At 71.9% G+C, this 20,751-nt stretch carries 22 protein-coding genes; 14 read left to right on the forward strand and 8 right to left on the reverse strand.

Features of this window, described 5'->3' with window-relative positions; genetic code table 11:
- Nucleotides 1-36 precede the first annotated feature (36 nt).
- Together ABZ459_RS29930 and ABZ459_RS29935 are read right to left on the reverse strand one after the other, a co-directional pair.
- Nucleotides 37-651: a trimeric intracellular cation channel family protein gene (locus tag ABZ459_RS29930; RefSeq protein ID WP_357977182.1), complete on the reverse strand. Its 615-nt coding sequence runs from the start codon at nt 649-651 to the stop codon at nt 37-39.
- Nucleotides 652-662: 11 nt separating this feature from the next.
- Nucleotides 663-2,153 carry an oligopeptide:H+ symporter gene (locus ABZ459_RS29935; RefSeq protein ID WP_357977185.1) on the reverse strand — a complete coding sequence of 497 codons (1,491 nt, stop codon included), beginning with the start codon at nt 2,151-2,153 and terminating at the stop codon, nt 663-665.
- Nucleotides 2,154-2,301: 148 nt separating this feature from the next.
- Between ABZ459_RS29935 and ABZ459_RS29940 the strand changes: the two genes are divergently transcribed.
- From ABZ459_RS29940 to ABZ459_RS29950, 3 genes are all read left to right on the forward strand, one after another.
- Nucleotides 2,302-4,164 (forward strand): AMP-dependent synthetase/ligase, encoded by a 1,863-nt coding sequence (locus ABZ459_RS29940; RefSeq protein WP_357977187.1) that lies wholly within the window; start codon nt 2,302-2,304, stop codon nt 4,162-4,164.
- A gap of 89 nt (nt 4,165-4,253) precedes the next feature.
- Nucleotides 4,254-5,354 (forward strand): hypothetical protein, encoded by a 1,101-nt coding sequence (locus ABZ459_RS29945; protein ID WP_357977190.1) that lies wholly within the window; start codon nt 4,254-4,256, stop codon nt 5,352-5,354.
- A 153-nt stretch (nt 5,355-5,507) separates the two neighbouring features.
- Nucleotides 5,508-6,002 (forward strand): hypothetical protein, encoded by a 495-nt coding sequence (locus ABZ459_RS29950; protein WP_357977193.1) that lies wholly within the window; start codon nt 5,508-5,510, stop codon nt 6,000-6,002.
- Nucleotides 6,003-6,131: 129 nt separating this feature from the next.
- On the opposite strand, the gene ABZ459_RS29955 is transcribed toward ABZ459_RS29950, so the two are convergent.
- The gene (locus ABZ459_RS29955) at nt 6,132-6,785 is read right to left on the reverse strand and encodes an NAD(P)H-binding protein (RefSeq protein ID WP_357977196.1); all 654 of its coding nucleotides are present in this window, start codon (nt 6,783-6,785) and stop codon (nt 6,132-6,134) included.
- A gap of 113 nt (nt 6,786-6,898) precedes the next feature.
- Here ABZ459_RS29955 and ABZ459_RS29960 point away from each other — a divergent pair, with 113 nt between their 5' ends.
- The 3 genes from ABZ459_RS29960 (at nt 6,899) to ABZ459_RS29970 (ending at nt 9,190) form a co-directional block, all read left to right on the forward strand.
- Nucleotides 6,899-7,264, forward strand: a complete 366-nt coding sequence (locus tag ABZ459_RS29960) for a helix-turn-helix domain-containing protein (RefSeq protein WP_357977199.1) — start codon at nt 6,899-6,901, stop codon at nt 7,262-7,264.
- Nucleotides 7,265-7,407: 143 nt separating this feature from the next.
- The gene (gene moaA / locus ABZ459_RS29965; RefSeq protein ID WP_357977202.1) at nt 7,408-8,397 is read left to right on the forward strand and encodes a GTP 3',8-cyclase MoaA; all 990 of its coding nucleotides are present in this window, start codon (nt 7,408-7,410) and stop codon (nt 8,395-8,397) included.
- A 1-nt stretch (nt 8,398) separates the two neighbouring features.
- Complete coding sequence (locus ABZ459_RS29970; RefSeq protein WP_357977205.1) at nt 8,399-9,190, forward strand: NTP transferase domain-containing protein; 792 nt, start codon at nt 8,399-8,401, stop codon at nt 9,188-9,190.
- Nucleotides 9,191-9,504: 314 nt separating this feature from the next.
- Here ABZ459_RS29970 and ABZ459_RS29975 read toward each other — a convergent pair whose 3' ends face one another.
- Nucleotides 9,505-9,819 (reverse strand): DUF3099 domain-containing protein, encoded by a 315-nt coding sequence (locus ABZ459_RS29975; RefSeq protein WP_357977208.1) that lies wholly within the window; start codon nt 9,817-9,819, stop codon nt 9,505-9,507.
- Nucleotides 9,820-9,918: 99 nt separating this feature from the next.
- Between ABZ459_RS29975 and ABZ459_RS29980 the strand changes: the two genes are divergently transcribed.
- Nucleotides 9,919-10,131: a dodecin gene (locus tag ABZ459_RS29980; protein WP_125642491.1), complete on the forward strand. Its 213-nt coding sequence runs from the start codon at nt 9,919-9,921 to the stop codon at nt 10,129-10,131.
- 184 nt (nt 10,132-10,315) lie between these two features.
- Here the strand turns inward: ABZ459_RS29980 and ABZ459_RS29985 are convergent, their stop codons facing one another.
- Both ABZ459_RS29985 and ABZ459_RS29990 read right to left on the reverse strand, forming a co-directional pair.
- Nucleotides 10,316-11,674, reverse strand: a complete 1,359-nt coding sequence (locus ABZ459_RS29985) for a metallopeptidase TldD-related protein (RefSeq protein ID WP_357977580.1) — start codon at nt 11,672-11,674, stop codon at nt 10,316-10,318.
- A 14-nt stretch (nt 11,675-11,688) separates the two neighbouring features.
- Nucleotides 11,689-13,182: a TldD/PmbA family protein gene (locus ABZ459_RS29990; RefSeq protein ID WP_357977211.1), complete on the reverse strand. Its 1,494-nt coding sequence runs from the start codon at nt 13,180-13,182 to the stop codon at nt 11,689-11,691.
- Nucleotides 13,183-13,259: 77 nt separating this feature from the next.
- Here ABZ459_RS29990 and ABZ459_RS29995 point away from each other — a divergent pair, with 77 nt between their 5' ends.
- The gene (locus tag ABZ459_RS29995; protein WP_352363417.1) at nt 13,260-13,955 is read left to right on the forward strand and encodes a beta-ketoacyl-ACP reductase; all 696 of its coding nucleotides are present in this window, start codon (nt 13,260-13,262) and stop codon (nt 13,953-13,955) included.
- A 1-nt stretch (nt 13,956) separates the two neighbouring features.
- The gene (fabI, locus tag ABZ459_RS30000; RefSeq protein WP_352327881.1) at nt 13,957-14,721 is read left to right on the forward strand and encodes an enoyl-ACP reductase FabI; all 765 of its coding nucleotides are present in this window, start codon (nt 13,957-13,959) and stop codon (nt 14,719-14,721) included.
- A 7-nt stretch (nt 14,722-14,728) separates the two neighbouring features.
- Here the strand turns inward: fabI and ABZ459_RS30005 are convergent, their stop codons facing one another.
- Together ABZ459_RS30005 and ABZ459_RS30010 are read right to left on the reverse strand one after the other, a co-directional pair.
- Nucleotides 14,729-15,613: a hypothetical protein gene (locus ABZ459_RS30005; protein ID WP_357977215.1), complete on the reverse strand. Its 885-nt coding sequence runs from the start codon at nt 15,611-15,613 to the stop codon at nt 14,729-14,731.
- Nucleotides 15,614-15,740: 127 nt separating this feature from the next.
- The gene (locus ABZ459_RS30010) at nt 15,741-16,688 is read right to left on the reverse strand and encodes an aldo/keto reductase (protein ID WP_352363413.1); all 948 of its coding nucleotides are present in this window, start codon (nt 16,686-16,688) and stop codon (nt 15,741-15,743) included.
- A 146-nt stretch (nt 16,689-16,834) separates the two neighbouring features.
- On the opposite strand from ABZ459_RS30010, the gene ABZ459_RS30015 reads away from it, so the two are divergent.
- Genes ABZ459_RS30015 through mshC form a run of 5 tightly spaced genes read left to right on the forward strand, consistent with a single transcriptional unit; the run spans nt 16,835 to nt 20,742 of the window.
- Nucleotides 16,835-17,521 carry a histidine phosphatase family protein gene (locus tag ABZ459_RS30015; RefSeq protein ID WP_352327878.1) on the forward strand — a complete coding sequence of 229 codons (687 nt, stop codon included), beginning with the start codon at nt 16,835-16,837 and terminating at the stop codon, nt 17,519-17,521.
- Nucleotides 17,522-17,530: 9 nt separating this feature from the next.
- Nucleotides 17,531-18,079: a DUF3090 domain-containing protein gene (locus ABZ459_RS30020; RefSeq protein ID WP_352363409.1), complete on the forward strand. Its 549-nt coding sequence runs from the start codon at nt 17,531-17,533 to the stop codon at nt 18,077-18,079.
- The gene (locus tag ABZ459_RS30025; RefSeq protein ID WP_352327876.1) at nt 18,076-18,840 is read left to right on the forward strand and encodes an SCO1664 family protein; all 765 of its coding nucleotides are present in this window, start codon (nt 18,076-18,078) and stop codon (nt 18,838-18,840) included. The genes ABZ459_RS30020 and ABZ459_RS30025 overlap by 4 nt, the downstream gene beginning before the upstream one ends.
- 31 nt (nt 18,841-18,871) lie before the next feature.
- Complete coding sequence (locus ABZ459_RS30030) at nt 18,872-19,528, forward strand: NRDE family protein (RefSeq protein WP_357977220.1); 657 nt, start codon at nt 18,872-18,874, stop codon at nt 19,526-19,528.
- Nucleotides 19,525-20,742 (forward strand): cysteine--1-D-myo-inosityl 2-amino-2-deoxy-alpha-D-glucopyranoside ligase, encoded by a 1,218-nt coding sequence (gene mshC / locus ABZ459_RS30035; protein ID WP_357977223.1) that lies wholly within the window; start codon nt 19,525-19,527, stop codon nt 20,740-20,742. The genes ABZ459_RS30030 and mshC overlap by 4 nt, the downstream gene beginning before the upstream one ends.
- Nucleotides 20,743-20,751 lie beyond the last annotated feature (9 nt).

Consider the following 20,751-nt stretch of genomic DNA (forward strand, 5'->3'; position numbering starts at 1 on the left):
GTGCGGGGCCAGGAGGGGTGCTGATGGGGTGGGGGGCTAGGAGGGCTCCTCGGCGCCCTTGGCCAGGGGCGCCCGCCAGTTGCGGCGCATCGCGGTGATGCGCAGGCCGAAGGCCAGCAGCGCGGCGGCGAGCGTGGCCGGCCAGCCGTGCAGCCCGGCCGTGGACAGGCCCGCCATCACGGCCGAGCCCAGCAGGGCGGGCACCGCGTAGAGCTGGCGGTCGTACAGCAGCGTGGGGATCTCGCCGGCCAGCACGTCGCGGATCACGCCGCCGCCGACGGCCGTCGTGACGCCGAGGATGGTGGCGTGCAGCGGGCTGAGGCCGTACTCCAGGGCCTTCTCGGTGCCGACGGCCGCGAACAGGCCGAGGCCGGCCGCGTCGAGCACGAGGATGACCGGCATCACGCGGGCCACGTGCGGGTGCCAGAAGAAGACGATCACCGTGGCGGCCACCGGAACCAGCACGTAACCCAGGCTCTGGAAGGCGGCCGGCCGCACGTTGAGAATGAGATCGCGGACCAGCCCGCCGCCGAGCGCGGTCATCTCGGCCAGGACGCCCATCCCGACCACGTCGAGCCGCTTGCGCACACCCATGAGCGCACCGGTCAGTGCGAAGACAAAAATACCGACAAGGTCGAGAATTTCAGACACGTTGGATGTTTTTACCGGATCGGCGGCATGGCCGCCGCATGGTAGTGCTCGGCCATGAGCACCCGCAGCTTCCGGGTGAACAGGAACATCGCCACCCCGGCCGCGATCGCCATGATCGCCAGGACCAGGTAGTACATCGGGTCGGACAGGTAGTGGGTGAGCCGCCCCGTCTGGCCGCCGACCGCGTCGCCCACCGACACCGCGATGAACCAGATCCCCAGCATCTGCCCCTTGAACGCCTCCGGCGCCAGCTTCGTCGTCACCGACAGCCCGACCGGGCTCAGCGACAGCTCGCCGAACACCTGGATCAGGTAGACCAGCACCAGCCACCACACCGACACCCGGCCGCCGGTCGCCAGCCCGGCGGCGATCGCCATCACCACGAAGCTCAGCCCCACCATGACCAGCGCGAACCCGAACTTCTGCGGCGTGCTCACCCGCACCCCGAGCTTCACCCACAACGCCGCGAACACCGGCACGAAGATCATGATGAACAGCGGGTTGAACGACTGCGTCGTCGCCGCCTGGATCGGCACCCCGAACAGCTCCAGCCGGGTGTGGTCGGCGGCGAAGAACAGCAGCTTGCTCGGCGCCAGATCATAGATCATCCAGAAGATCGCGGCCGCGACGAACAGCCAGATGTAGGCCTTCATCCGGCTGCGCTCCTCGTCGGTGAGGCTGTGGCTGCCCAGCAGGATGTAGGCGAAGTAGACCACCGGCACGATCAGGATGACGATCGTGATCGCCAGCGCCAGGCGGTCGATGGTGAGCGTGCCCGTGGCCGCCCACGCGCCGAGCGCGACGGCGGTCACCGCCACGCCCGCCCCGGTCACCCGGCCGAACCGGCGGCGCTCGGGCGGCGTCAGCCGCACGCCGGGACGCTCGCCGATGCCGCGCAGGTTCCGGCCGCCCCAGACGTACTGCAGCAGGCCGAGGGCCATGCCGACCGCGGCGGCGCTGAAGCCCAGGTGCCAGCGGTCGCCCGCGGCCAGCCAGCCGACGACGAGGGGCGCGAAGAAGGCGCCCAGGTTGATGCCCAGGTAGAACAGGGAGAAGCCGGCGTCGCGGCGGCCGTCCTCGTCCTCGCCGTAGAGGCGGCCGACCATGACCGAGATGTTCGGCTTGAGCAGGCCCGTGCCGCTGATGATGAGCAACAGGCCGAGCCAGACGAAGAACGGGGTCGTCACGGGGATCGCCATGCTGATGTGGCCGAGCATGATGACGAACCCGCCCCAGAACACCGACCTGCGCGCCCCGAGCACGCGGTCGGCTATCCAGCCGCCGGGCAGCGCCACCAGGTAGATCAGCGCCCCGTAGACGCCGACCACCGCCTGCGCGGTCTCCTGCGACATGCCGAGACCCTTGTGGGCGGGCGAGGCGGCCATGAACGTGGCCAGGATCGCCCGCAGGCCGTACCAGCTGAAGCGCTCCCACATCTCCGTGGAGAACAGGGTCGCCAAACCCCACGGATGCCCGAAGAAGGTCCTTCCGCCCTTGCTCATGCACGCCCTCCCGAGACACGTACGGCACCTGGACGATCACTCTACGTGACCGGTCCGACAGTTTCCCGCCTGGGTCTTGCCGCTGCCCAGAGGGTGTGGTGCGATGCATGCCACCTGTGCAAGTGATTACTGACTGGAGGTGGGTGCCATGGCCGAAGTCCTCGACGTACGGGCCGACATCGAGCGGGAGATCGCCGGTCGCACGGTCTGCGAACAGCTCAGGCAGGTGGCCGCCAGGCACCCCGACGCGCCCGCGTACTCCGACCCCGGCGCCCCCGACGGCTCGGGCGGCTCCGGCGGCTGGACGACGTTGACCTACGGCCAGGCGCGGCGGCGCATCCTGGAGATCGCGGCCGCCTTCGCCGCCCTCGGCCTGGAACGCGGCGAGTCCGTCGCGATCATGATGGTCAACCGCAGCGAGCACGTGCTGGCCGACCTCGGCGCCGTGCACGCCGGCGGCGTGGGCTGCACGGTCTACTCCACCTTCGCGCCCGACCAGATCGCGTTCGTGGCCGGCGACGTGGGCGCCCGCTTCGCCGTGCTGGGCGGCCCCGCCGAGCTGGCCCGCTGGCAGCCGGTGCTCGACCGGCTCGACGGCCTGCGCCGGATCATCATGCTCGACGGCGCCCCCGACGACGAGCGGTTCATGTCCTGGGCCGACTTCCTCGACCTGGGCCGCGCCCGCCTGGCCGAGGACGAGGCCGCCGTCGAGGCCCGCGCCCGCGAGGTGGCCGCCGGCGACGTCGTCACCGTGCTCTACACCTCGGGCACCACCGGCATGCCCAAGGGCGTGCCGCTCACCCACACCAACGTCTTCTACGAGGCCGCCGCCACCGACCGCATCACCTCGCTGCCGACGCACGGCACCCAGATCTCCTACCTCACCTACGCCCACATCGCCGAGCGCATCCTCAGCCTCTACCTCCCGCTGGTCAAGATGTCGCACGTGCACTTCTGCACCGACCTGGCCAACCTCGGCGCCACGCTCGGCCAGGTCAGGCCGATGATGTTCTTCGGGGTGCCGCGCGTGTGGGAGAAGATGATGGCCCGGCTGCTGGCGGTGCTCGCCACGCAGCCGCCCGAGCAGCAGGCCGCCGTACGCGAGGCCATGGCCGCCGGCGCCGCCTACGTCGAGGCCGGCCAGTACGGCGGCACGATCACCCCCGAGATCCAGGCCGCCTACGACAAGGCCGACGCGGCCCTGCTGTCGGTCGTCCGCGGCATGATCGGCTTCGACCGCGCCGAGTGGACCGCGACCGGCGCCGCCCCCCTGCCCGCCGAGGTCCAGCACTTCTACGCCGGCCTTGGCCTCAAGGTCATCGACGTCTACGGCATGACCGAGACCACCGGCGCCTTCACCGGCAACAGCCCCTCCTGCTACCGCCTGGGCACCGTCGGCAGGGCCGAGCCCGGCGTCGAGGTCCGCATCGCCGAGGACGGCGAGATCCTCACCCGCAGCCCGCTCAACACCGGCGGCTACCTCAACCGCCCCGAGGCCACCGCCGAACTCCTCGACGACGACGGCTGGCTGCACACCGGCGACATCGGCACGGTCGACGACGACGGCTTCTACCGCGTCGTCGACCGCAAGAAGGAGCTCATCATCACCGCCGGCGGCGAGAACGTCTCGCCCGCCGAGATCGAGAACCACCTCAAGGAGCACCTGCTCATCGGCCAGGCCCTCGCCTACGGCGACAACCGCCCGCACCCGGTGGCCGTCCTGACCCTCGACGGCGAGACGGCGCCGGGATGGGCGCAGGCCCGCGGCATCGGCTTCACCTCCCTGGCCGAACTGGCCGAGCACCCCGACGTCCTCAAGGAGGTCTCGGCCGCCGTCGAGGCCGCCAACGCCAGGCTGGCCAGGGTGCAGCAGGTCAAGCGGTGGGCCCTGCTCGGCACCGAGTGGACCGCCGAGACCGAGGAGCTCACCCCGAGCCTGAAGCTGAAGCGGCGCGTCATCCACGCCAAGTACGCCGACATCATCGAGTCCCTCTACGGCGACGCGCGCTGACCTGCGGCCCCGTCGGCCCCGTCGGCTTTGCCATAAGGGGTGCGTGTCGCGGTCCTGGTCATGACCGGGCGGTTCCTAGCGTCTCGCTCATGACCAGAAGCCTCCTTCTCGTCTCGCTCGCGGCGGGGTCGCTCACGGCGCCCGTGCCTGCGTATCCCGCCGCGACCGAGCTCGCCATCCGCGCCATCACCGTACGGCCCGCGAACCCGGTCGTCGGGGCCCACGACTCCGTGAGCCTGGTGATCGACGTGATCGCGCGGGGCGCGCGCGGCAAGAACGGCGTCACCGTCAAGGTGGAGCCCGGCGCCCCGCCCGGCCCGCTGCTGTCGGCCAAGCCCCCGGTCGAGGACACCACCGATCTCCCGCCCGCCGCCGAACCCGGCCTCCAGCCGCCGGCCCTTTCCGGGCCGCCGTCGTCCGCCTCGTCCTCGATGCCCGGGACGTCCTCGATGCCTGGGACGTCCTCTGAGCCCGGGTCGTTCTCGGCGCCCGCTGAATCCGCCGAGTCCGCCGGGCCCTCCGGATCTTCGGCGTCGCTGCCCGGCCCGGCCGCCGTCGCGCCGGGGAGCGCGTACGCGGATCCGGCCTCCGGCGGCCCGGGCGAGGGCCTGCGAGCCCTGATGCCGCTGCCCCTGACGGTCGCCGCCGATCCTCGGATCGACCTGCAGAAGGCCCCGTCCACGGGCACGCCGCCGCCCCGGCTGGTGTGGCGAGAGGGGGCGGCCCGGATGGCGGCCGACTGGCAGACCTGGCGTTTCCTGCCCGACAAGAAGCTGAACCGCTTCTACCCGACCGGCACCTGGACGATCAGCGCCACCGCCCGGGACGCGGACGGCGCCACGGTCACCGAATACGCCTCCTTCGAGCTCAGGAGGGCGACCAGGTTGTCGTCCGTCCGGGTGGAGAGGTCGCCGAAGTCCGCCGGCGGCGTGCGGCTGCGCGGCTCGCTGACCAGGATCGACCCGCGCGGCTTCACCGACTTCGGGCCGTACGCCAAGCAGCGGCTGCGGCTCCAGTGGCGCGAGGAGGGCTCGCCGACCTGGGAGGACGTGGCCGAGACGACGACCGACGCGGCCGGGGCGTTCGTGCAGACGGTGCCGTCCAGGAGGGGCGGCCTGTGGCGGGTGCACTTCCCCGGAAACCCCCACTACGCGCCATACACCACTAAACCCCGACAAATCGCCAGTTAGTGTTATAAAACACGCACAAAAAGCCACCGAGGTATTTGTCGTTATTCAATCGTGATCTGTCGTATCGCAACTTTTCTTTACCCTGACGCGTCATTAGGCGTTGACGTGCCCCGTCCCTGGGGCGCGTCCGAGACGGGGAAGGAATTTGTTTTGATGATGCGACGTCTAGCCGCCGGACTGGCCGCGGCCGCTCTGGGCGCCACGATGGTGGCCACCGCCGCCGCGCCCGCCCTGGCGGACACGGACCCCGATCCCGACTTCGAGGGCGGGAGCACGAGCCTCCAGCTCGACGTCAACCCCGAGCCGGCGCGGCGCGGCAGGGCCCTCGACATCCAGGGCAAGCTGTCGGTGTCCTGCGACGAGGACTACATCAGCGGGTTCGTCGCGGTGCACCACGCCGACTACTGCAAGGACAGCGAGCGCTGGCACCGTCTGGCGTGGAAGCGGGTCGTGATCCTCTTCCAGGCCGACGGCAGCAACGAGTGGGACTACGTCGAGTCGGTGCGGACCAACCGCGACGGCTCCTTCCGCACCACCGAGCGCGCCTACACCTCGGGTACCTGGCGCGCCGTCTTCGAGGGCTCCAGGTACCTGGCCCCCTCCGAGGGCAAGGACTGGGTGAAGGTCTACGGCGGCCGCCGCCACTAGCACCACCCGGCGGAAGCCCGGCCGCGAGGCCGGGCTTCCGGCATGTCCGGGCCCGTTCCGTCCCTTTTCCGGGCCCGTTCTGCGCGTTGCACGGGCCGCTCCAGGTCTTTTCCGGGCCTGTCGTCGCCGTCAGTACCCCACGGCGACCTGCACCCGGTGGTGCCGCGGGTCCTCGATCTCCGCCAGCACCGCCGCCGCCAGATCGGCGTAGGAGAACACCGGCCCGCCCTCCTCGGCGGCCATGACCTGGTCCCCGCCGAACCGGTGCCGCCCGCTGCGCTCCGCCCGGTCGTCGAGCACCACCGGCGGCGGCGCGATCACCACCCAGTCCAGCGCCCCGCCCTCCTCGCGGAACACCTCCAGCTCGGCGGCGTGCCCGAGGGAGAACGTCCGGGCGTCCTCGGGGAAGCCGGGGGTGTCCACCAGCCGCGTCCCCGGCGCGACCTCCAGCAGGGTGCCGATGCCCAGCGCCACCAGCCGGGGCACACCTGCCCCGGCCAGCCCGCCGGTCAGCGCCCGCGCCGCCGCCGTGTAGAACTCCGCGGACGGCACGTCCAGCCGGACGCTCGCCTGCACCGCCACGTCGTGCCCCGCCGCGACCGCCGCCACGCTCTCCCGGTCGGTCACGTCCCCGGCGACCACGCGCACGCCGTCGCCGGACGGCCCCGCGTACCGGGCCGGGTCGCGCACCACGGCCGTCACCTCGTGCCCCCGCTCCAGGGCCTGCCCGACCACCCGCGCGCCGGCCCGTCCGCCGCCGCCGAAAACCACGATCCTGCCCATCGTCCACCACTCCGTCCGGCGGCCGGCACACCCGGCCGCGCCCGGCAGACGGTAGACGCCCTGAGGTCACTTCCCGCAACGATAGTGAGCTCCCGCCGCCTAGCATGGACGCCATGGCCGAACCCCTTGACCCCGACATGTTCGCCGCCTGTGTCCACGTCACCCCCGTCCGCGTCGGCGACAAGTGGACCGCCAAGATCATCCGCTGTCTGGAGCAGGGCCCGAGACGCTTCACCGAGCTGCAGGTCCCGCTGCGCGGCATCACCCCGAAGGTCCTCACCGAGTCCCTGCGCGCCATGGAACGCGACGGCCTGCTCACCCGCACGGCCTACGCCGAGATCCCGCCCCGCGTCGAGTACGCGCTGACCCCTCTCGGCCGCAGCCTGCTCGCCCCCATGGCGGCCGGCTGCGAGTGGTCCAGGCGGCACCTGTCGGAGCTCATCGACGCCCGCGAGTCCTGGCACGCCGCCCACCCCTGACGGGCCCGTCCCGGCGGCCCCTTCGCGGAATCGATCACAGGCGCGGCGCGTTGCCTGCCAGGAGAGAGGCAGGCGGTTTTGAGAGCCGCGCGACACCCGTCGTAGTCTGGCTCTCTGGCGAAACGGACAGGAGGTGACGCCCCATGTTGCGAGACTCGTTCGGACGGGTGGCCACGGATCTGCGGGTGTCCCTCACGGACAAGTGCAATCTGCGCTGCACGTACTGCATGCCGCCCGAAGGGCTCGACTGGCTGCCCAAGGCCCAGTTGCTGACGGCCGACGAGATCGTCCGGCTGGTGCGCGTCGGCGTCGAGCGGCTGGGCATCACCGAGGTGCGCTACACCGGCGGCGAGCCGCTGCTCCGGCGCGAGCTGGTCGACATCGTCGCCCGCACCACCGCCCTCGACCCGCGTCCCCAGGTGCTGCTCACCACCAACGGCATCGGCCTGGCCCGGGTGGCCGAGCCGCTGGCGCGGGCCGGCCTCGACCGGGTCAACGTCTCGCTCGACACGCTCGACGCGGCCACGTTCAAGCAGCTCGCCCACCGCGACCGGCACGCCGACGTCATCGCGGGGCTGGCCGCCGCAGACGCGGCGGGCCTGCGCCCGGTCAAGGTCAACGCGGTGCTCATGCGCGGCGTCAACGACCACGAGGCCGTGCCGCTGCTGCGCTTCTGCCTCGACCGCGGCTACGAGCTGCGCTTCATCGAGCAGATGCCGCTCGACGCCCAGCACGGCTGGACCCGCGAAGGCATGATCACCGCCGACGAGATCCTCGAACGCCTCTCGGCCGCGTTCGAGCTGACGCCCGACGACCTGGAGCAGCGCGGCAGCGCCCCGGCCGAGCGGTTCCTGGTCGACGGCGGCCCGGCCCGGGTCGGGGTGATCGGCTCGGTGACGCGCCCGTTCTGCGGCGCCTGCGACCGGGTCCGGCTCACCGCCGACGGCCAGGTGCGCAACTGCCTGTTCGCCACCGAGGAGTCCGACCTCAAGACCGCCATGCGCGCGGGCGCCTCCGACGACGACCTGGCCGCCCGCTGGGTCGCCGCGGTCGCCCGCAAGCGCGCCGGGCACGGCATCGACGACCCGTCCTTCCTCCAGCCGTCCAGGCCGATGTCGGCCATCGGCGGCTGAGGTGCCCTTCGACGCGGTGATCCTGGCCGGGGGAGCGGCCCGCCGCCTGGGCGGCGCGGACAAGCCCGGCCTGGCCGTCGGCGGCCGTCCGCTGGTCGAGCGCGTGGCCGCGGCGGCGTCCGGCGCGCGCCGCACGGTCGTCGTCGGTCCGCGCCGGGAGCTGCCCGGGGTCGTCTTCACCCGGGAGGAACCGCCGGGCGGCGGGCCCGTCCCCGCGCTGGCCGCCGGGCTGCGCGAGGTCGACGCGCCGTGGCTGATGCTGCTCGCCGGCGACCTGCCGTTCCTGACGGCCGCGCACGTGCGGGAGCTGCTGGCGGCGGCCCGTCCTGGGGCGGGGGCGGTCATGGTCGACGACGACGGCCGCGAGCAGTGGCTCGTCGGCGCCTGGCCGGTGCCGGAGCTGCGGGCGGCGCTCGACGCCTACGCCGGGCGGTCACTCAAGGGCCTGCTCGGCCCCCTGACCGGAACGCGGCTGGCCTCGCCGGGCCGGCCGTGGTTCGACTGCGACACGATGGACGACCTGAAGGAGGCTCGCATGAACGTACTCGCCGAGTGGACGGCGCTGGTGTGCAGGGAGCTGGGCGTCGACCCCGCCCGGGTGGACCGCGACCTGGTCCTCGACCTGACCAAGGAGGTTGCCCACGGGGTGGCCAGGCCCGCCGCGCCGCTCACCGCCTACCTGCTCGGGCTGGCCCAGGGGGCCGGAAGTGCCCCTGAGGACGCCGTGGCCAGATTGATCACATTGGCGAAGAACTGGGAGCAGGCGACCACCGAGACGCTGACTGACGGCTGACACTCGAACGAACTCTTGAAGTCAAGCCGACCGCTTCCTCCAGATTTCCTGTGAATTGCGAGGAGGAGGCCGGTGTAAACGATTTCGGGAAAGCGGTCCTATCGGACTCCGGCCGGCACGGGGGACTGATCGTCCAATGCAAAGGGCTGGCCAGGAAAAGGGCGACGCCGGGTGGTTACGGGGGCAAACCACCCGGCGTCGCTTCATCGGCGTTCCGACGGGGGCCCGGAACGCCGGCACCAGCACTCCGACGGGGGACCGGAGCGCTTGCCTAAAGCGTACACCTACAACCCATGGGATGCGTCAAGACTTAGTCACGACCCGATCTCGCGTCGATGCAGCGGTATCTCGGTTTGGTTAGCCTCGGGGGACTGAAAGTGGGGCGGCGGCGCGCCCTCGCTGCGCTCATTGGCCCCGATTACGGCAATGTATGGCAAAAACACTGCCCCGGCGATGAACAGCAGCCGGTACGGCCACGGCACCGGCACCACGACCGCCAGGATCAGGCAGATCGTCCGGATGCCCATCTTGATCAGGTAGGCGACCTCACGCTTGCGGATGTCCGCTGTGAGCGAGGGTCTGGCGTCGGTGACCTGGTGGACGTCCGGCTTCTTGCGCCACCCCTTCATACCTTCCACGGTAGACCTCGTACGGGCAGGGCGCGACGGCGCGGCCGGGCGATGAGGAGGGTCATGCGATCATGGCCTTCGAGTAAGGAGGATGGGGAGATGACGGATCGAACGTATCGGGTCACTGAGATAGTCGGCACGTCGGGGGAGAGCCTTGACCAGGCCATCCGCAACGGCCTCCAGCGGGCCTCGCAGACCCTGCGCCACCTGGACTGGTTCGAGGTCACCGAGATCCGCGGCCACCTCGACGGAGGCGAGATCGCGCACTACCAGGTGGGCATGAAGGTGGGCTTCCGCCTGGAGGACTCCTGACCGTCCCCGGACGGCCCGGGGCCGGCGCCCCGGCACACTGACACCCGTCCCGTCCCCGGCCCGCCCTGCGGCACGCTGGGGGCCTCCAGGACGGCCGCCGGCACGACGACGCCCGCCGCCCCGCTCGATCGCGGGACGGCGGGCGCGTACGGCCGTGACGTACGGGCCGTGACGTACGGCGGGGTCAGCTCGCCTGGCTGACCGTCGACATGTTGAAGTCCGGCACCCGCACCGGCGGCATTACCGTGCGCTGGAAGTAGTCGTTCCACTCGCGGGGCAGCGTGCGCTCGGCCGCCCCCACCTCCGTGACGCGCCCCAGCAGGTCGACCGGGCTCTCGTTGAACCGGAAGTTGTTCACCTCGCCGACGACCTCGCCGTGCTCCACCAGGTAGACGCCGTCGCGGGTGAGGCCCGTGACCAGCAGCGTCTGGGGATCGACCGCGCGGATGTACCACAGGCACGTGACGAGCAGCCCGCGCCGCGTGGAGGCGATCATCTCCTCCAGCGAACGGGCGCCCTCCGCCGGGCCGGACATGACCAGGTTGTCGATGCCGGGCGTCACCGGCAGCCCGCTCAGCTCGGCCGAGTAGCGCGTCTGGAGCAGCGACTCCAGGCGGCCGTCCCTGATCCAGTCGGTCGGGCCCAGCGGCAGCCCGTTGTCGAACACCGAGCTGTCGCGGCTGGAGGCGTGCGCCGTGACGAACGGCGCGCACGAGATGCCCGCGGCCCGGGGGGCGCTGGACAGCGTGATCGGCAGCGTGGCGAGCTGCTCGCCCACCCGCGTGCCGCCGCCCGGCCCGGAGAACACCGAACGGCCGTCGAGCGCGTCCCTGGCGCCCGAGGACCAGAAAAGGTAGATCATCAGGTCGGCCACCGCGCTCGGCGGCAGCAGCGTCTCGTAGCGGCCCGCGGGCAGGTCGACCCGGGTCTTGGCCCACTCGAGGCGCTGGGCCAGCGAGGCGCCGAGCGCGGCCACGTCGACGTCGGCGAAGTCCTCGGTGGACACGCCGGTCCAGGCCGACCGCTTCAGGTCGCCGGACTTGGCGTTGAGCTCGAGGCGGCCGGTCGGCTGGTCGTGCCGCAGCCGCACGCCGGTGGAGGTGCCGAGGAAGGTCGAGGTGAGGGAGTGCTCGGCGAAGCCGTAGAGCTTCCTGTCGCCGGACTCGGCGGCCGAGAACGCCTCGCCGAGCGCGGGCGCGAACCGCTCGAACACCCCGATGTCGGTCGGCCGCACCTCGTCGTCCCAGCCGGGCGCGGCCGGGCCGCCCTCGACCAGCGGGCGCGCGTCCTCGGCCGGCCGGGCCTCGCGGGCCGCCCGGTCGGCCGCCGCGACCACGTCGGGGAGCTGGTCGGCGCGCACGGCCGAGCGCGAGACCACCCCCACGCCCTGCCCGGCCACCGAGATCACGGTCAGCCGGGACGACCGGGCCACGCCGTTGGTGGTCAGCGTGTTGCCCGCGAAGCGCAGGTTGGCCGTGGAGCCCTCGTCCACCAGCACCACGCAGCCGTCGTTCGCGGAGAGCTCCAGAGCCCTCTCCACCATCTCCTGCGGAGTAGTCACTTGCCGCCCTCCTGCACCGTGTTGAGCACGCGCACGCCCCTGAACAGCGCCGACGGGCATCCGTGGCTGACCGGCGCGACCTGCCCCGGCTGGCCCTTGCCGCAGTTGAAGGCGCCGCCCAGCACGTACGTGCCCGGCCCGCCGACGCCGTCCATCGACTGCCAGAAATCGGTCGTGGTGGCCTGGTAGGCGAAGTCTCTGACCTGCCCGGCCAGTTTCCCGTGCGAGATCCGGTACGCCCGCTGCCCGGTGAACTGGAAGTTGTACCGCTGCATGTCGATCGACCAGCTCTTGTCGCCCACGATGTACAGGCCACGCTCCACGCCCGCGATCAGCTCCTCGGTGGAGGGCCCGTCGGGCGCGGCGGCCAGCGACACGTTCGCCATGCGCTGGATCGGCATGTGGCCGGGGGAGTCGGCGAACGCGCACCCGTTGGAGCGCCCGAACCCCTTCATCAGCGCCATCCGCCGGTCGAGCTGGTAGCCCACCAGCACGCCGTCCTTGACGATGTCGAAGCTCTGCCCCCGCACGCCCTCGTCGTCGTAGCCGACCGTGGCCAGGCCGTGGGTGACCGTGCGGTCGCCGGTGACGTTCATCAGTGGCGAGCCGTAGACCAGCTCGCCGAGCTGGTCGAAGGTGGCGAAGCTGGTGCCGGCGTAGGCGGCCTCGTAGCCCAGGGCGCGGTCGAGCTCGGTGGCGTGGCCGATCGACTCGTGGATCGTCAGCCACAGGTTGGACGGGTCGATCACCAGGTCGTAGTCGCCCGCCTCGACCGAGGGCGCGGCCAGCTTCTCGGCCAGCAACTCGGGCAGCCGGCCCAGCTCGGCCGGCCAGTCCCAGCCCGTGCCGGTCAGGTACTCGTAGCCGCGGCCGACCGGCGGCGCGATCGTGGACATGTCGTCGAAGCCGCCCTCGTGCGCCTTCATCGCGTTGAGCGACGGGTGCACCCGCACGCGCTGCTGCGTGGTCACGGTGCCGGCGGTGTCGGCGTAGAACTTCTGCTCCTTGACCTGCAGCAGCCGCGCCGAGACGTGGTCGGCGCCCTTGAGCAGCCCCGCCGACCACTCGGCCAGCAGCCCCACCTTGTCGGCGGAGGGCACGTCGAACGGGTCGACGTCGTAGTCGGAGACCCACACCACGTCGGAGTGCACCGGCTCGGGCGCCAGCTCGATGGGCTCCCGGTTGACCGGCGCGCTCACCTCGGCCACCCGCACCGCCTGCTCGGCCACGGCCGCGGCGGCCTGCGGGGTCAGGTGGATGCCGGCCGCGAACCCCCATGTGCCGCCCTTGACGACACGGACGGCGTAGCCGAGGTCGTCGGCGTCGAGCGCGCCTTCAAGGCGGGCGTCGTACAGGCGCAGCGTCTCGGCCCTGACGCGTTCGAGCCGGAAGTCGGCGTGCTCGGCGCCGAGGTCGCGGGCGCGTTGCAGGGCCGCGTCCGCGAGCTGCCGCAGCGGCAGTTCCAGGAAATCGGGATCGATCTGGCGCATGTCCACGATCCTAACCCTGTGATCTTGTACCACCCGGACAAGCGGATTCTCGCCAGTAAGAGATAGCGTCAGATGCCATGGCACGCTCTGTACTCGTCACCGGAGGCAATCGCGGCATAGGCCTCGCGATCGCCCGTGAACTCGCCGCGGCCGGCGACGCCGTCGCGGTCACCTACCGATCGGGGGAGCCGCCGGAGGGCCTGTTCGGCGTCCGCTGCGACGTCACCAGCACGGCCGAGGTCGAGGCCGCCTTCGACAAGGTCGAGGCCGAGCAGGGGCCGGTCGAGGTCCTCGTCTCCAACGCGGGCATCACCAAGGACACCCTGCTGGCGATGATGAAGGAGGAGACCTTCACCGACGTCATCGACGCCAACCTGACCGGGGCCTACCGCGTGGCCAAGCGCGCCATCAGGCCGATGATGAAGATCAAGCGCGGCCGCATCATCCTCATCTCCTCCGTGGTCGGCCTGTCCGGCCAGGCGGGCCAGGCCAACTACGCCGCCTCCAAGGCCGGCCTGGTCGGCTTCGCCCGCTCACTGGCCCGCGAGTACGGCTCGCGCAACATCACCGTCAACGTGGTCGCGCCCGGCTTCGTGGCCACCGACATGACGGCCGGCCTCGACCAGGAGGCCATCGTCAAGAACATCCCGCTCGGGCGGCAGGCCGCCCCCGCGGAGATCGCGCGCGTCGTCCGCTTCCTGGCCGGCGACGACGCCTCCTACATCACCGGGGCCGTGATCCCGGTCGACGGCGGACTCGGAATGGGGCACTGACGTGGGAATTCTCGAAGGCAAGCGGATCCTCGTGACCGGCGTGCTCACCGACGCCTCCATCGCCTTCTCGGTGGCCAAGCTGGCCCAGGAGGAGGGCGCCACGGTGGTGCTCACCGGGTTCGGCCGGCTGAGCCTGGTCGAGCGCATCGCCAAGCGGCTGCCCCAGACCCCGCCGGTGCTGGAGCTCGACGTCCAGGACACCGACCAGCTCGACACGCTGGCCGCCCGCGTGGGCGAGCACGTCGACGGGCTCGACGGCGTCGTGCACTCCATCGGGTTCGCGCCGCAGAGCGCCCTCGGCGGCAACTTCCTCAACACGCCGTGGGAGGACGTCGCCACCGCTCTGCAGGTCTCCACGTACTCCTTCAAGTCGCTGGCCGTGGCCTGCCTGCCGCTGATGAAGGAGGGCGGCGCGGTCGTCGGCCTCGACTTCGACGCGTCCAAGGCCTGGCCGGTCTACGACTGGATGGGCGTGGCCAAGGCGGGCCTCGAGTCGTGCAGCCGCTACCTCGCCCGCGACCTGGGCAAGCACAACATCCGGGTCAACCTGGTCTCGGCCGGGCCGCTGCGCACGATGGCCGCCAAGTCGATCCCGGGCTTCAAGGAGTTCGAGGAGAGCTGGCCCGAGCGCTCGCCGCTGGGCTGGGACCTCACCGACACCGTCCCGGCCGCCAAGGCGTGCGTGGCGCTCATGTCCGACTGGTTCCCCGCCACCACCGGCGAGATCGTGCACGTCGACGGCGGCGCGCACGCGATCGGCGGCTGAGCGCCCCTCACGCCAGGCGGTGCCTGCCGCTGCCCGCCGGGGCCGGCTCGAACGGGATCGACTCGCTCGGCTCGGCCCGGTGCCGCCGCTGCTGCACGATCCGGGTGGCCAGCACCGCCGACCCGAGCAGGACGATCGTCAGCACCGTGCCCAGCACGTCGCGAGCCGGCGGGCTGGGCCGCACCACCCGCTGGTCGCGCAGCGGCACGGCCAGCTCCCGCCCGAACGGGTTGGGCCACAGCAGCTCCACCCGCGAGTCGTCGGGATCGGCGGTCGGCTCCTCGGCGGTGACCGGCCGCTCGTCGTCCAGCGTGTACGGCCTGTGCTGCGGCGGGGTGGGCGGCTGCGTCGGCAGCGGCGCGGTCGCCTCGTCGGTCTCGCGCCCGCGCGGCCGGTCGGTCCGGCGGCGCCCGGCCTCGGTGTCGGTCCCGGTGTCGGGTCCGGTCTCGGTCCCGGGCGAGGCCGTCGCGGTGGGGTGGGGCGTCAGCGACTGGAGCACGCCCTGGTCGCCGCAGGCCAGCACCGGCAGGCACACGTCCTTCAGCGTCTCGGGCACCAGGTCGGTGTGGCTGGGGCTGGGGGAGGGGCGGTCCGATCGGGACGGTTTGGCGGGCCTGCCGGTCGGCACGGCGTCGCCGACGGTGCCGAGCACCTCGTCGGTGGTCTTCTCGACGCCCTTGGTCACCGGGTCGGCCTTGCCGCCGGTCACGTCGTCGACCGTGCCCGTGAGCGCGCCGACGACGTCGCACAGCGTGTCGGTCACGCCCGAGAGCAGGCCCCCCTCACCCGGGCAGCCCTGCACGGCAGCGGCGGAAGCGGCCGGCGCCCCCGCCGGGATCGCCCCCAGCGCCACCGCGAGCACCCCGGCCGAGATCGCGGTCCTGCTCCCCATCCGTCCCCTCCTGTGTCGCTTCAGGAGGAAATCCTTATGGACAAGGCCCGTCAGACGCAGGCTTTTTCCCGGTAAAGTTGCGATTCGGTATCGACTAGTGATACGCGAGATGGATTCTCGTTCGTCGTCAGTCGAGCGAGGACACGTCATCGAGCGCCTCCCGGATCTCGATCGGGAGCACGACGTCCTCGGCCGACAGGATGCCCTTGAGCTGGGTGTGGGTACGGGCGCCGACGATCGCCGAGGCCACCCCCGGCTGGTCGCGCACCCATGACAGCGCCACCGCCAGCGGCGAGACGCCGAGCCCGTCGGCGGCGGTGGTGACCGACTCGACCACGCTGCGGCCGCGTTCGTCCAGATAGGGACGGACGAAGTCGGCGAAGTGCGGCGTCGCGGCGCGGGAGTCGGCCGGGATGCCGGTGCGGTACTTGCCGGTCAGCACGCCCCGGCCGAGCGGCGACCAGGCCAGCACGCCGACGTCGAGGTGGGCGGCGGCGGGCAGCAGCTCGCGCTCGGGCTCGCGGGCCAGCAACGAGTACTCGACCTGGGCCGAGGTGATCGGGATGCGGCCGGGGACCGACTTCTGGGTGACCGCGGCGGCGGCCAGCTGCCAGCCCGCGTAGTCGCACACGCCGGCGTAGACGGCCCGGCCGGAGGAGACGATCGCGTCGAGGGCGGCCAGGGTCTCCTCCAGCGGCACCTCGGCGTCGTAGGTGTGGAGCTGCCACAGGTCGACGTAGTCGAGGCCGAGCCGGTTGAGCGACTCGTCGACGGCGGCGATCAGGTGGCGCCTGGAGGCGTCGCGCGGCCGGCGGCCGGTCGGGGTGACCACGGCCTTGGTGGAGATCACCAGCTCCGAGCGCGGCACGGAGTCGCGCAGCATGCGGCCGAGCAGCCGCTCGGAGTCGCCGCCGGTGTAGACGTCGGCGGTGTCGACGAGGGTGCCGCCCGCGTCGACGAACGAACGGAGCTGGGCGGCGGCCTCCTCCGGGTCGGTGTCACGGCCCCAGGTCATCGTGCCGAGCCCCAGCCGGGACACCGACAGGCCGCTGCGGCCGACATAGCGCTGCTCCATGATCCCGCCAGGTTACCAAGAACGGGCCCGCCCGCCAGTCCGGCGCTCCAATGTCCTGCCTGGTGAGGAGCGTGGCGGCGGGTGGATGCGAAGTTTTCTCGCAGGTGCGTGAAACATGGTGATCCGCGCCTGCGACACTTGCTCATGTGACCACCCTTCTGCTGGCCCGCCACGGGCTGACCGACCTCACCGGGCCGGTGCTGGCCGGGCGCACCCCGGGGGTGCACCTGAGCGAGGCCGGACGGGCGCAGGCCGAGGCGCTGGCCGGCCGCATCGCCGGGGTCCGGCTCGACGCCGTCGTCTCCAGCCCGCTCGAACGCTGCCGCGAGACCGCCGAGGCCGTCGCGAAGGGCCGCGGGGCGGACGTCCTCGTCGACGAGCGGCTGATCGAGTGCGGCTACGGCACCTGGACGGGCCGCCCGCTCAAGGAGCTCGCGCAGGAGCCGCTCTGGCAGACCGTGCAGGCGCATCCAAGTGCGGTGACATTTCCGGAAGGGGAGTCGCTGGCCGATATGCAACATCGGGCGGTCGCCGCGGTCCGGGAGTGGAATCGACGCCTCGGGTTGAAGGGTGTCTACCTGGCGTGCACCCACGGAGACGTCATCAAGGCGATCGTGGCGGACGCTCTGGGGCTGCACCTCGATCATTTTCAGCGGATAACAGCCGATCCTGCGGCCCTCACCGTGATTCGCTATGCCCCCTTGCGTCCCTTTGTTCTCAGGATTAACGATATGGGGGAATTGCGGTTGCCCGAGGATTCGGAGGAGAAAGACGGGGGAGAAAACATCACCGGGAGCGATGCCGCCGTCGGCGGTGGACCCGGGACCACGTAAGGTCAGGCTATGCCGGTCTTCGACTACGACCCACCGGAGAGGTTCGTCGCCGGCGCCCTGGGGCAGCCGGGCGCGCGGGTCTTTTTTCTGCAGGCCAGGGCCGAGGGCAGACTGACCACCGTGGCGCTGGAGAAGCTGCAGGTGGCTGCGCTCGCGGGCAGGCTCGACGAGCTGCTCGACGAGGTTCTGCGGCTCAGCGGGGGCACCGCGCACGTGCCCGCGCTGGCTCCGGCCGACCTGGCCGACGACGCCCCCCTCGACGTGCCGGTCGCGGAGGACTTCCGGGTCGGCACCATGGCGCTGGCCTGGGACGACGACAAGTCCCAGGTGGTGATAGAGGCGCAGGAGGTCATCGACGAGGAGGACCTCGACGGCCCCGACCCGGCCGTGCTGCGGGTGCGGATCAGCGCCGGCGCCGCGCGTGCCTTCACCCGCAGGGCGCTCCAGATCGTGGCGGCGGGCCGGCCTCCCTGTCCCCTGTGCGGGCAGCCGCTCGACGCCGAAGGCCATGTCTGCGTCCGACTCAACGGCTACCGCGGGGGTGAGGCGGCTTCATGACCGCTCCTGAGAGCGAACCGGCCGTCAAGCCGCCACAAGGGCCGATCATGCAGGAGGAGGAGGCGCTCACGCTGCTGCGCGACGGGCGCCTGGAGGTGGCCGGCCGCCTGGTCGAGGCCACCAACATGACCCTCTACTGCTCGATCAAGCTGGGCGGCCGCAGCGCCGCCTGCGTCTACAAGCCCGTACGCGGCGAGCGCCCCCTGTGGGACTTCCCCGACGGCACCCTCGCCGCCCGTGAGGTGGCCGCCTACGAGGTCTCCCAGGCGACCGGCTGGCGCATCGTGCCGCCGACCGTCTACCGCGAGGGCCCGTTCGGGCCCGGCATGTGCCAGCTGTGGATCGACACCGAGCGCGAGATCGACCTGATGCGGCTGGTCAAGAGCCGCAACCCGGTGGTGCGCCGGATGGCGGTGTTCGACGCGGTGGTCAACAACGCCGACCGCAAGGGTGGTCACCTGCTGCCGCTGCCCACCGGGCACGTCTACGGCGTCGACCACGGCGTCTGCTTCTCGGTCGAGGACAAACTGCGTACGGTGCTGTGGCAGTGGCGGGGCAAGCCGCTGGCGCGCGAGGCGGTGGCGGTGCTGGCCAAGCTGGAGCGCGACCTGGAGTCGGGCTCGCTGGGGCGGCGGCTGCGCGAGCTGCTCACGCTGGCCGAGGTGGAGGCCACCTGGCGGCGGGTCAGGCGGCTGCTGGACACCGGCGTGCATCCGTACCCGTCGGAAGGGTGGCCGGCCGTTCCCTGGCCCCCCATCTGAGGAGTGGCGGGGGTTTTATACCCTTTGCCGCATGTGCACGCTGATCGTGAGAACCGGTGAGCCGCTGACCCTCATGGGCGTGCGGGACGAGCTCGCCGACCGCCCCTGGGAAGCGCCGGGGGAGCACTGGCCCGAGCATCCCGGGGTGATCGGCGGCCGTGACCTCAAGGGCGGCGGCACCTGGATGGCCGTCTCCCCGTCCGCCTGCCGCGCCGCCGCCCTCCTCAACGGCCACGGCAGGCAGGCCCCCGAGACCACCAGGGTCTCCCGCGGCGACCTGGCCCTGATCGCGGTCTCCACGGGCGGCGTCCCGGACGTCGACCTGACCCGCTACGACCCCTTCCACCTCGTGCTCGCCGACCTGTCCGGCGTGCGGCTGTTCAGCTGGGACGGCGACCGCCTCACCGCCTCCGCCCTGCCCGACGGCACCAGCATGGTCGTCAACACCGGCCTCGACCCCGACGCCGACCGCGTACGGGCCCACCTGCCGCGCTTCGCGAGCGCGCCCGACTGGGCGGAGCTGATCACCGGCGCGCACTCCGACCGGCCGGACGCCCTCCTGGTGCGCAACACCCTGCCCGACGGCCGCGTCTACGCCTCGCTGTCGGTGATGCGGGTCACCCTGGGGCAGGACGACACCGGCTACGAGTTCACGGACCTTACGGCACGGATAGGCTCAAAGGCATGAGATCGTGGTCTGCCCAGAACATCCCCAAGCTCCCAGGTGAGAGCATTCCGCTGCGTCTCTACGACACGACGACGAGGCAGGTGCGGCAGACCGATCCCGGCCCGACCGCCCGGATGTACGTCTGCGGCATCACCCCCTACGACGCCACCCACCTCGGCCACGCCAACACCTACCACGCCTTCGACCTGGTGGGCCGGATGTGGCGGGACGCCGGGCACGAGGTCCACTACACCCAGAACGCCACCGACGTGGACGACCCGTTGCTGGAACGGGCCGCCCAGACCGGCATCGACTGGCAGGAACTGGCCGAGCGCGAGATCGAGCTGTTCCGCACCGACATGGAGGCCCTGCGCATCCTGCCGCCGCGCGAGTACGTCGGCGTCACCGAGGTCGTGGGCCACGTCGCCGACCTGATCACCGAGCTCGCCGCCAAGGGCTGCACCTACGACCTCGACGGCGACGTCTACTTCAAGGTGGCCGACGCCCCCAAGTTCGGCCAGGTGTCCGGCTACGACGAGGCCGAGATGCTGGCCCTGTCCGCCGAGCGCGGCGGCGACCCCGACCGGCCGGGCAAGCGGCACCCGCTCGACTGGCTGCTGTGGCGGGCCGAGCGGCCCGGCGAGCCGGCCTGGGAGACGAGCCTGGGCCGGGGGCGTCCCGGCTGGCACATCGAGTGCACCGCGATCGCGCTGCGCAACCTGGGCCCCGGCTACGACGTGGCGGGCGGCGGCTCCGACCTGATCTTCCCGCACCACGAGTGCGGCGCCTCCGAGGGGCACGCGGCGACGGGGGAGTGGCCGTTCGCCAAGTTCTACACGCACGCGGGCATGGTGGCGCTCGACGGCGAGAAGATGTCGAAGTCCAAGGGCAACCTGGTGTTCGTCAGCCGGCTGCGGCAGCAGCACGACCCGATGGCCGTGCGGCTCGTCCTGCTGGCCCACCACTACCGGGAGGACTGGGAGTACACGCCCGACCAGCTCGCCGCCGCCGAGCGCCGGCTCGCGCTGTGGCGCTCGGCCGTCGCCCTGGGGGGCGCGCCGCACGCGGAGGAGCTGCTGGCCACGGTCCGCGGGCGGATGGCCGACGACCTCGACTCGCCGGGCGCGCTGGCCGCGATCGACGCCTGGGCCGAGCGGGCGCTGGCCGAGGGCGGCCCGCAGGAGCCCGGCCTGGTCAAGGACCTGACCGACGCCCTGCTCGGCATCGCCCTCTGACCGGCCGCC

Source organism: Nonomuraea sp. NPDC005692 (assembly GCF_040631115.1).
Taxonomy (GTDB): Bacteria; Actinomycetota; Actinomycetes; order Streptosporangiales; family Streptosporangiaceae; genus Nonomuraea.

What these genes read in the sequence shown, in the direction of transcription:
- ABZ459_RS30010 (WP_352363413.1), bottom strand. Translation starts at nt 16,688, where the DNA reads ATGGAGCAGCGCTATGTCGGCCGCAGCGGCCTGTCGGTGTCCCGGCTG.
- ABZ459_RS29980 (WP_125642491.1), top strand. Translation starts at nt 9,919, where the DNA reads ATGACGGATCGAACGTATCGGGTCACTGAGATAGTCGGCACGTCGGGG.
- mshC (WP_357977223.1), top strand. Translation starts at nt 19,525, where the DNA reads ATGAGATCGTGGTCTGCCCAGAACATCCCCAAGCTCCCAGGTGAGAGC.
- ABZ459_RS29945 (WP_357977190.1), top strand. Translation starts at nt 4,254, where the DNA reads ATGACCAGAAGCCTCCTTCTCGTCTCGCTCGCGGCGGGGTCGCTCACG.
- ABZ459_RS29995 (WP_352363417.1), top strand. Translation starts at nt 13,260, where the DNA reads ATGGCACGCTCTGTACTCGTCACCGGAGGCAATCGCGGCATAGGCCTC.
- ABZ459_RS29935 (WP_357977185.1), bottom strand. Translation starts at nt 2,153, where the DNA reads ATGAGCAAGGGCGGAAGGACCTTCTTCGGGCATCCGTGGGGTTTGGCG.
- ABZ459_RS30025 (WP_352327876.1), top strand. Translation starts at nt 18,076, where the DNA reads ATGACCGCTCCTGAGAGCGAACCGGCCGTCAAGCCGCCACAAGGGCCG.
- ABZ459_RS30005 (WP_357977215.1), bottom strand. Translation starts at nt 15,613, where the DNA reads ATGGGGAGCAGGACCGCGATCTCGGCCGGGGTGCTCGCGGTGGCGCTG.
- ABZ459_RS29940 (WP_357977187.1), top strand. Translation starts at nt 2,302, where the DNA reads ATGGCCGAAGTCCTCGACGTACGGGCCGACATCGAGCGGGAGATCGCC.
- ABZ459_RS30020 (WP_352363409.1), top strand. Translation starts at nt 17,531, where the DNA reads ATGCCGGTCTTCGACTACGACCCACCGGAGAGGTTCGTCGCCGGCGCC.
- ABZ459_RS29990 (WP_357977211.1), bottom strand. Translation starts at nt 13,182, where the DNA reads ATGCGCCAGATCGATCCCGATTTCCTGGAACTGCCGCTGCGGCAGCTC.
- ABZ459_RS30030 (WP_357977220.1), top strand. Translation starts at nt 18,872, where the DNA reads ATGTGCACGCTGATCGTGAGAACCGGTGAGCCGCTGACCCTCATGGGC.
- ABZ459_RS29975 (WP_357977208.1), bottom strand. Translation starts at nt 9,819, where the DNA reads ATGAAGGGGTGGCGCAAGAAGCCGGACGTCCACCAGGTCACCGACGCC.
- ABZ459_RS29955 (WP_357977196.1), bottom strand. Translation starts at nt 6,785, where the DNA reads ATGGGCAGGATCGTGGTTTTCGGCGGCGGCGGACGGGCCGGCGCGCGG.
- ABZ459_RS29950 (WP_357977193.1), top strand. Translation starts at nt 5,508, where the DNA reads ATGATGCGACGTCTAGCCGCCGGACTGGCCGCGGCCGCTCTGGGCGCC.
- ABZ459_RS29985 (WP_357977580.1), bottom strand. Translation starts at nt 11,674, where the DNA reads ATGGTGGAGAGGGCTCTGGAGCTCTCCGCGAACGACGGCTGCGTGGTG.
- ABZ459_RS29960 (WP_357977199.1), top strand. Translation starts at nt 6,899, where the DNA reads ATGGCCGAACCCCTTGACCCCGACATGTTCGCCGCCTGTGTCCACGTC.
- moaA (WP_357977202.1), top strand. Translation starts at nt 7,408, where the DNA reads ATGTTGCGAGACTCGTTCGGACGGGTGGCCACGGATCTGCGGGTGTCC.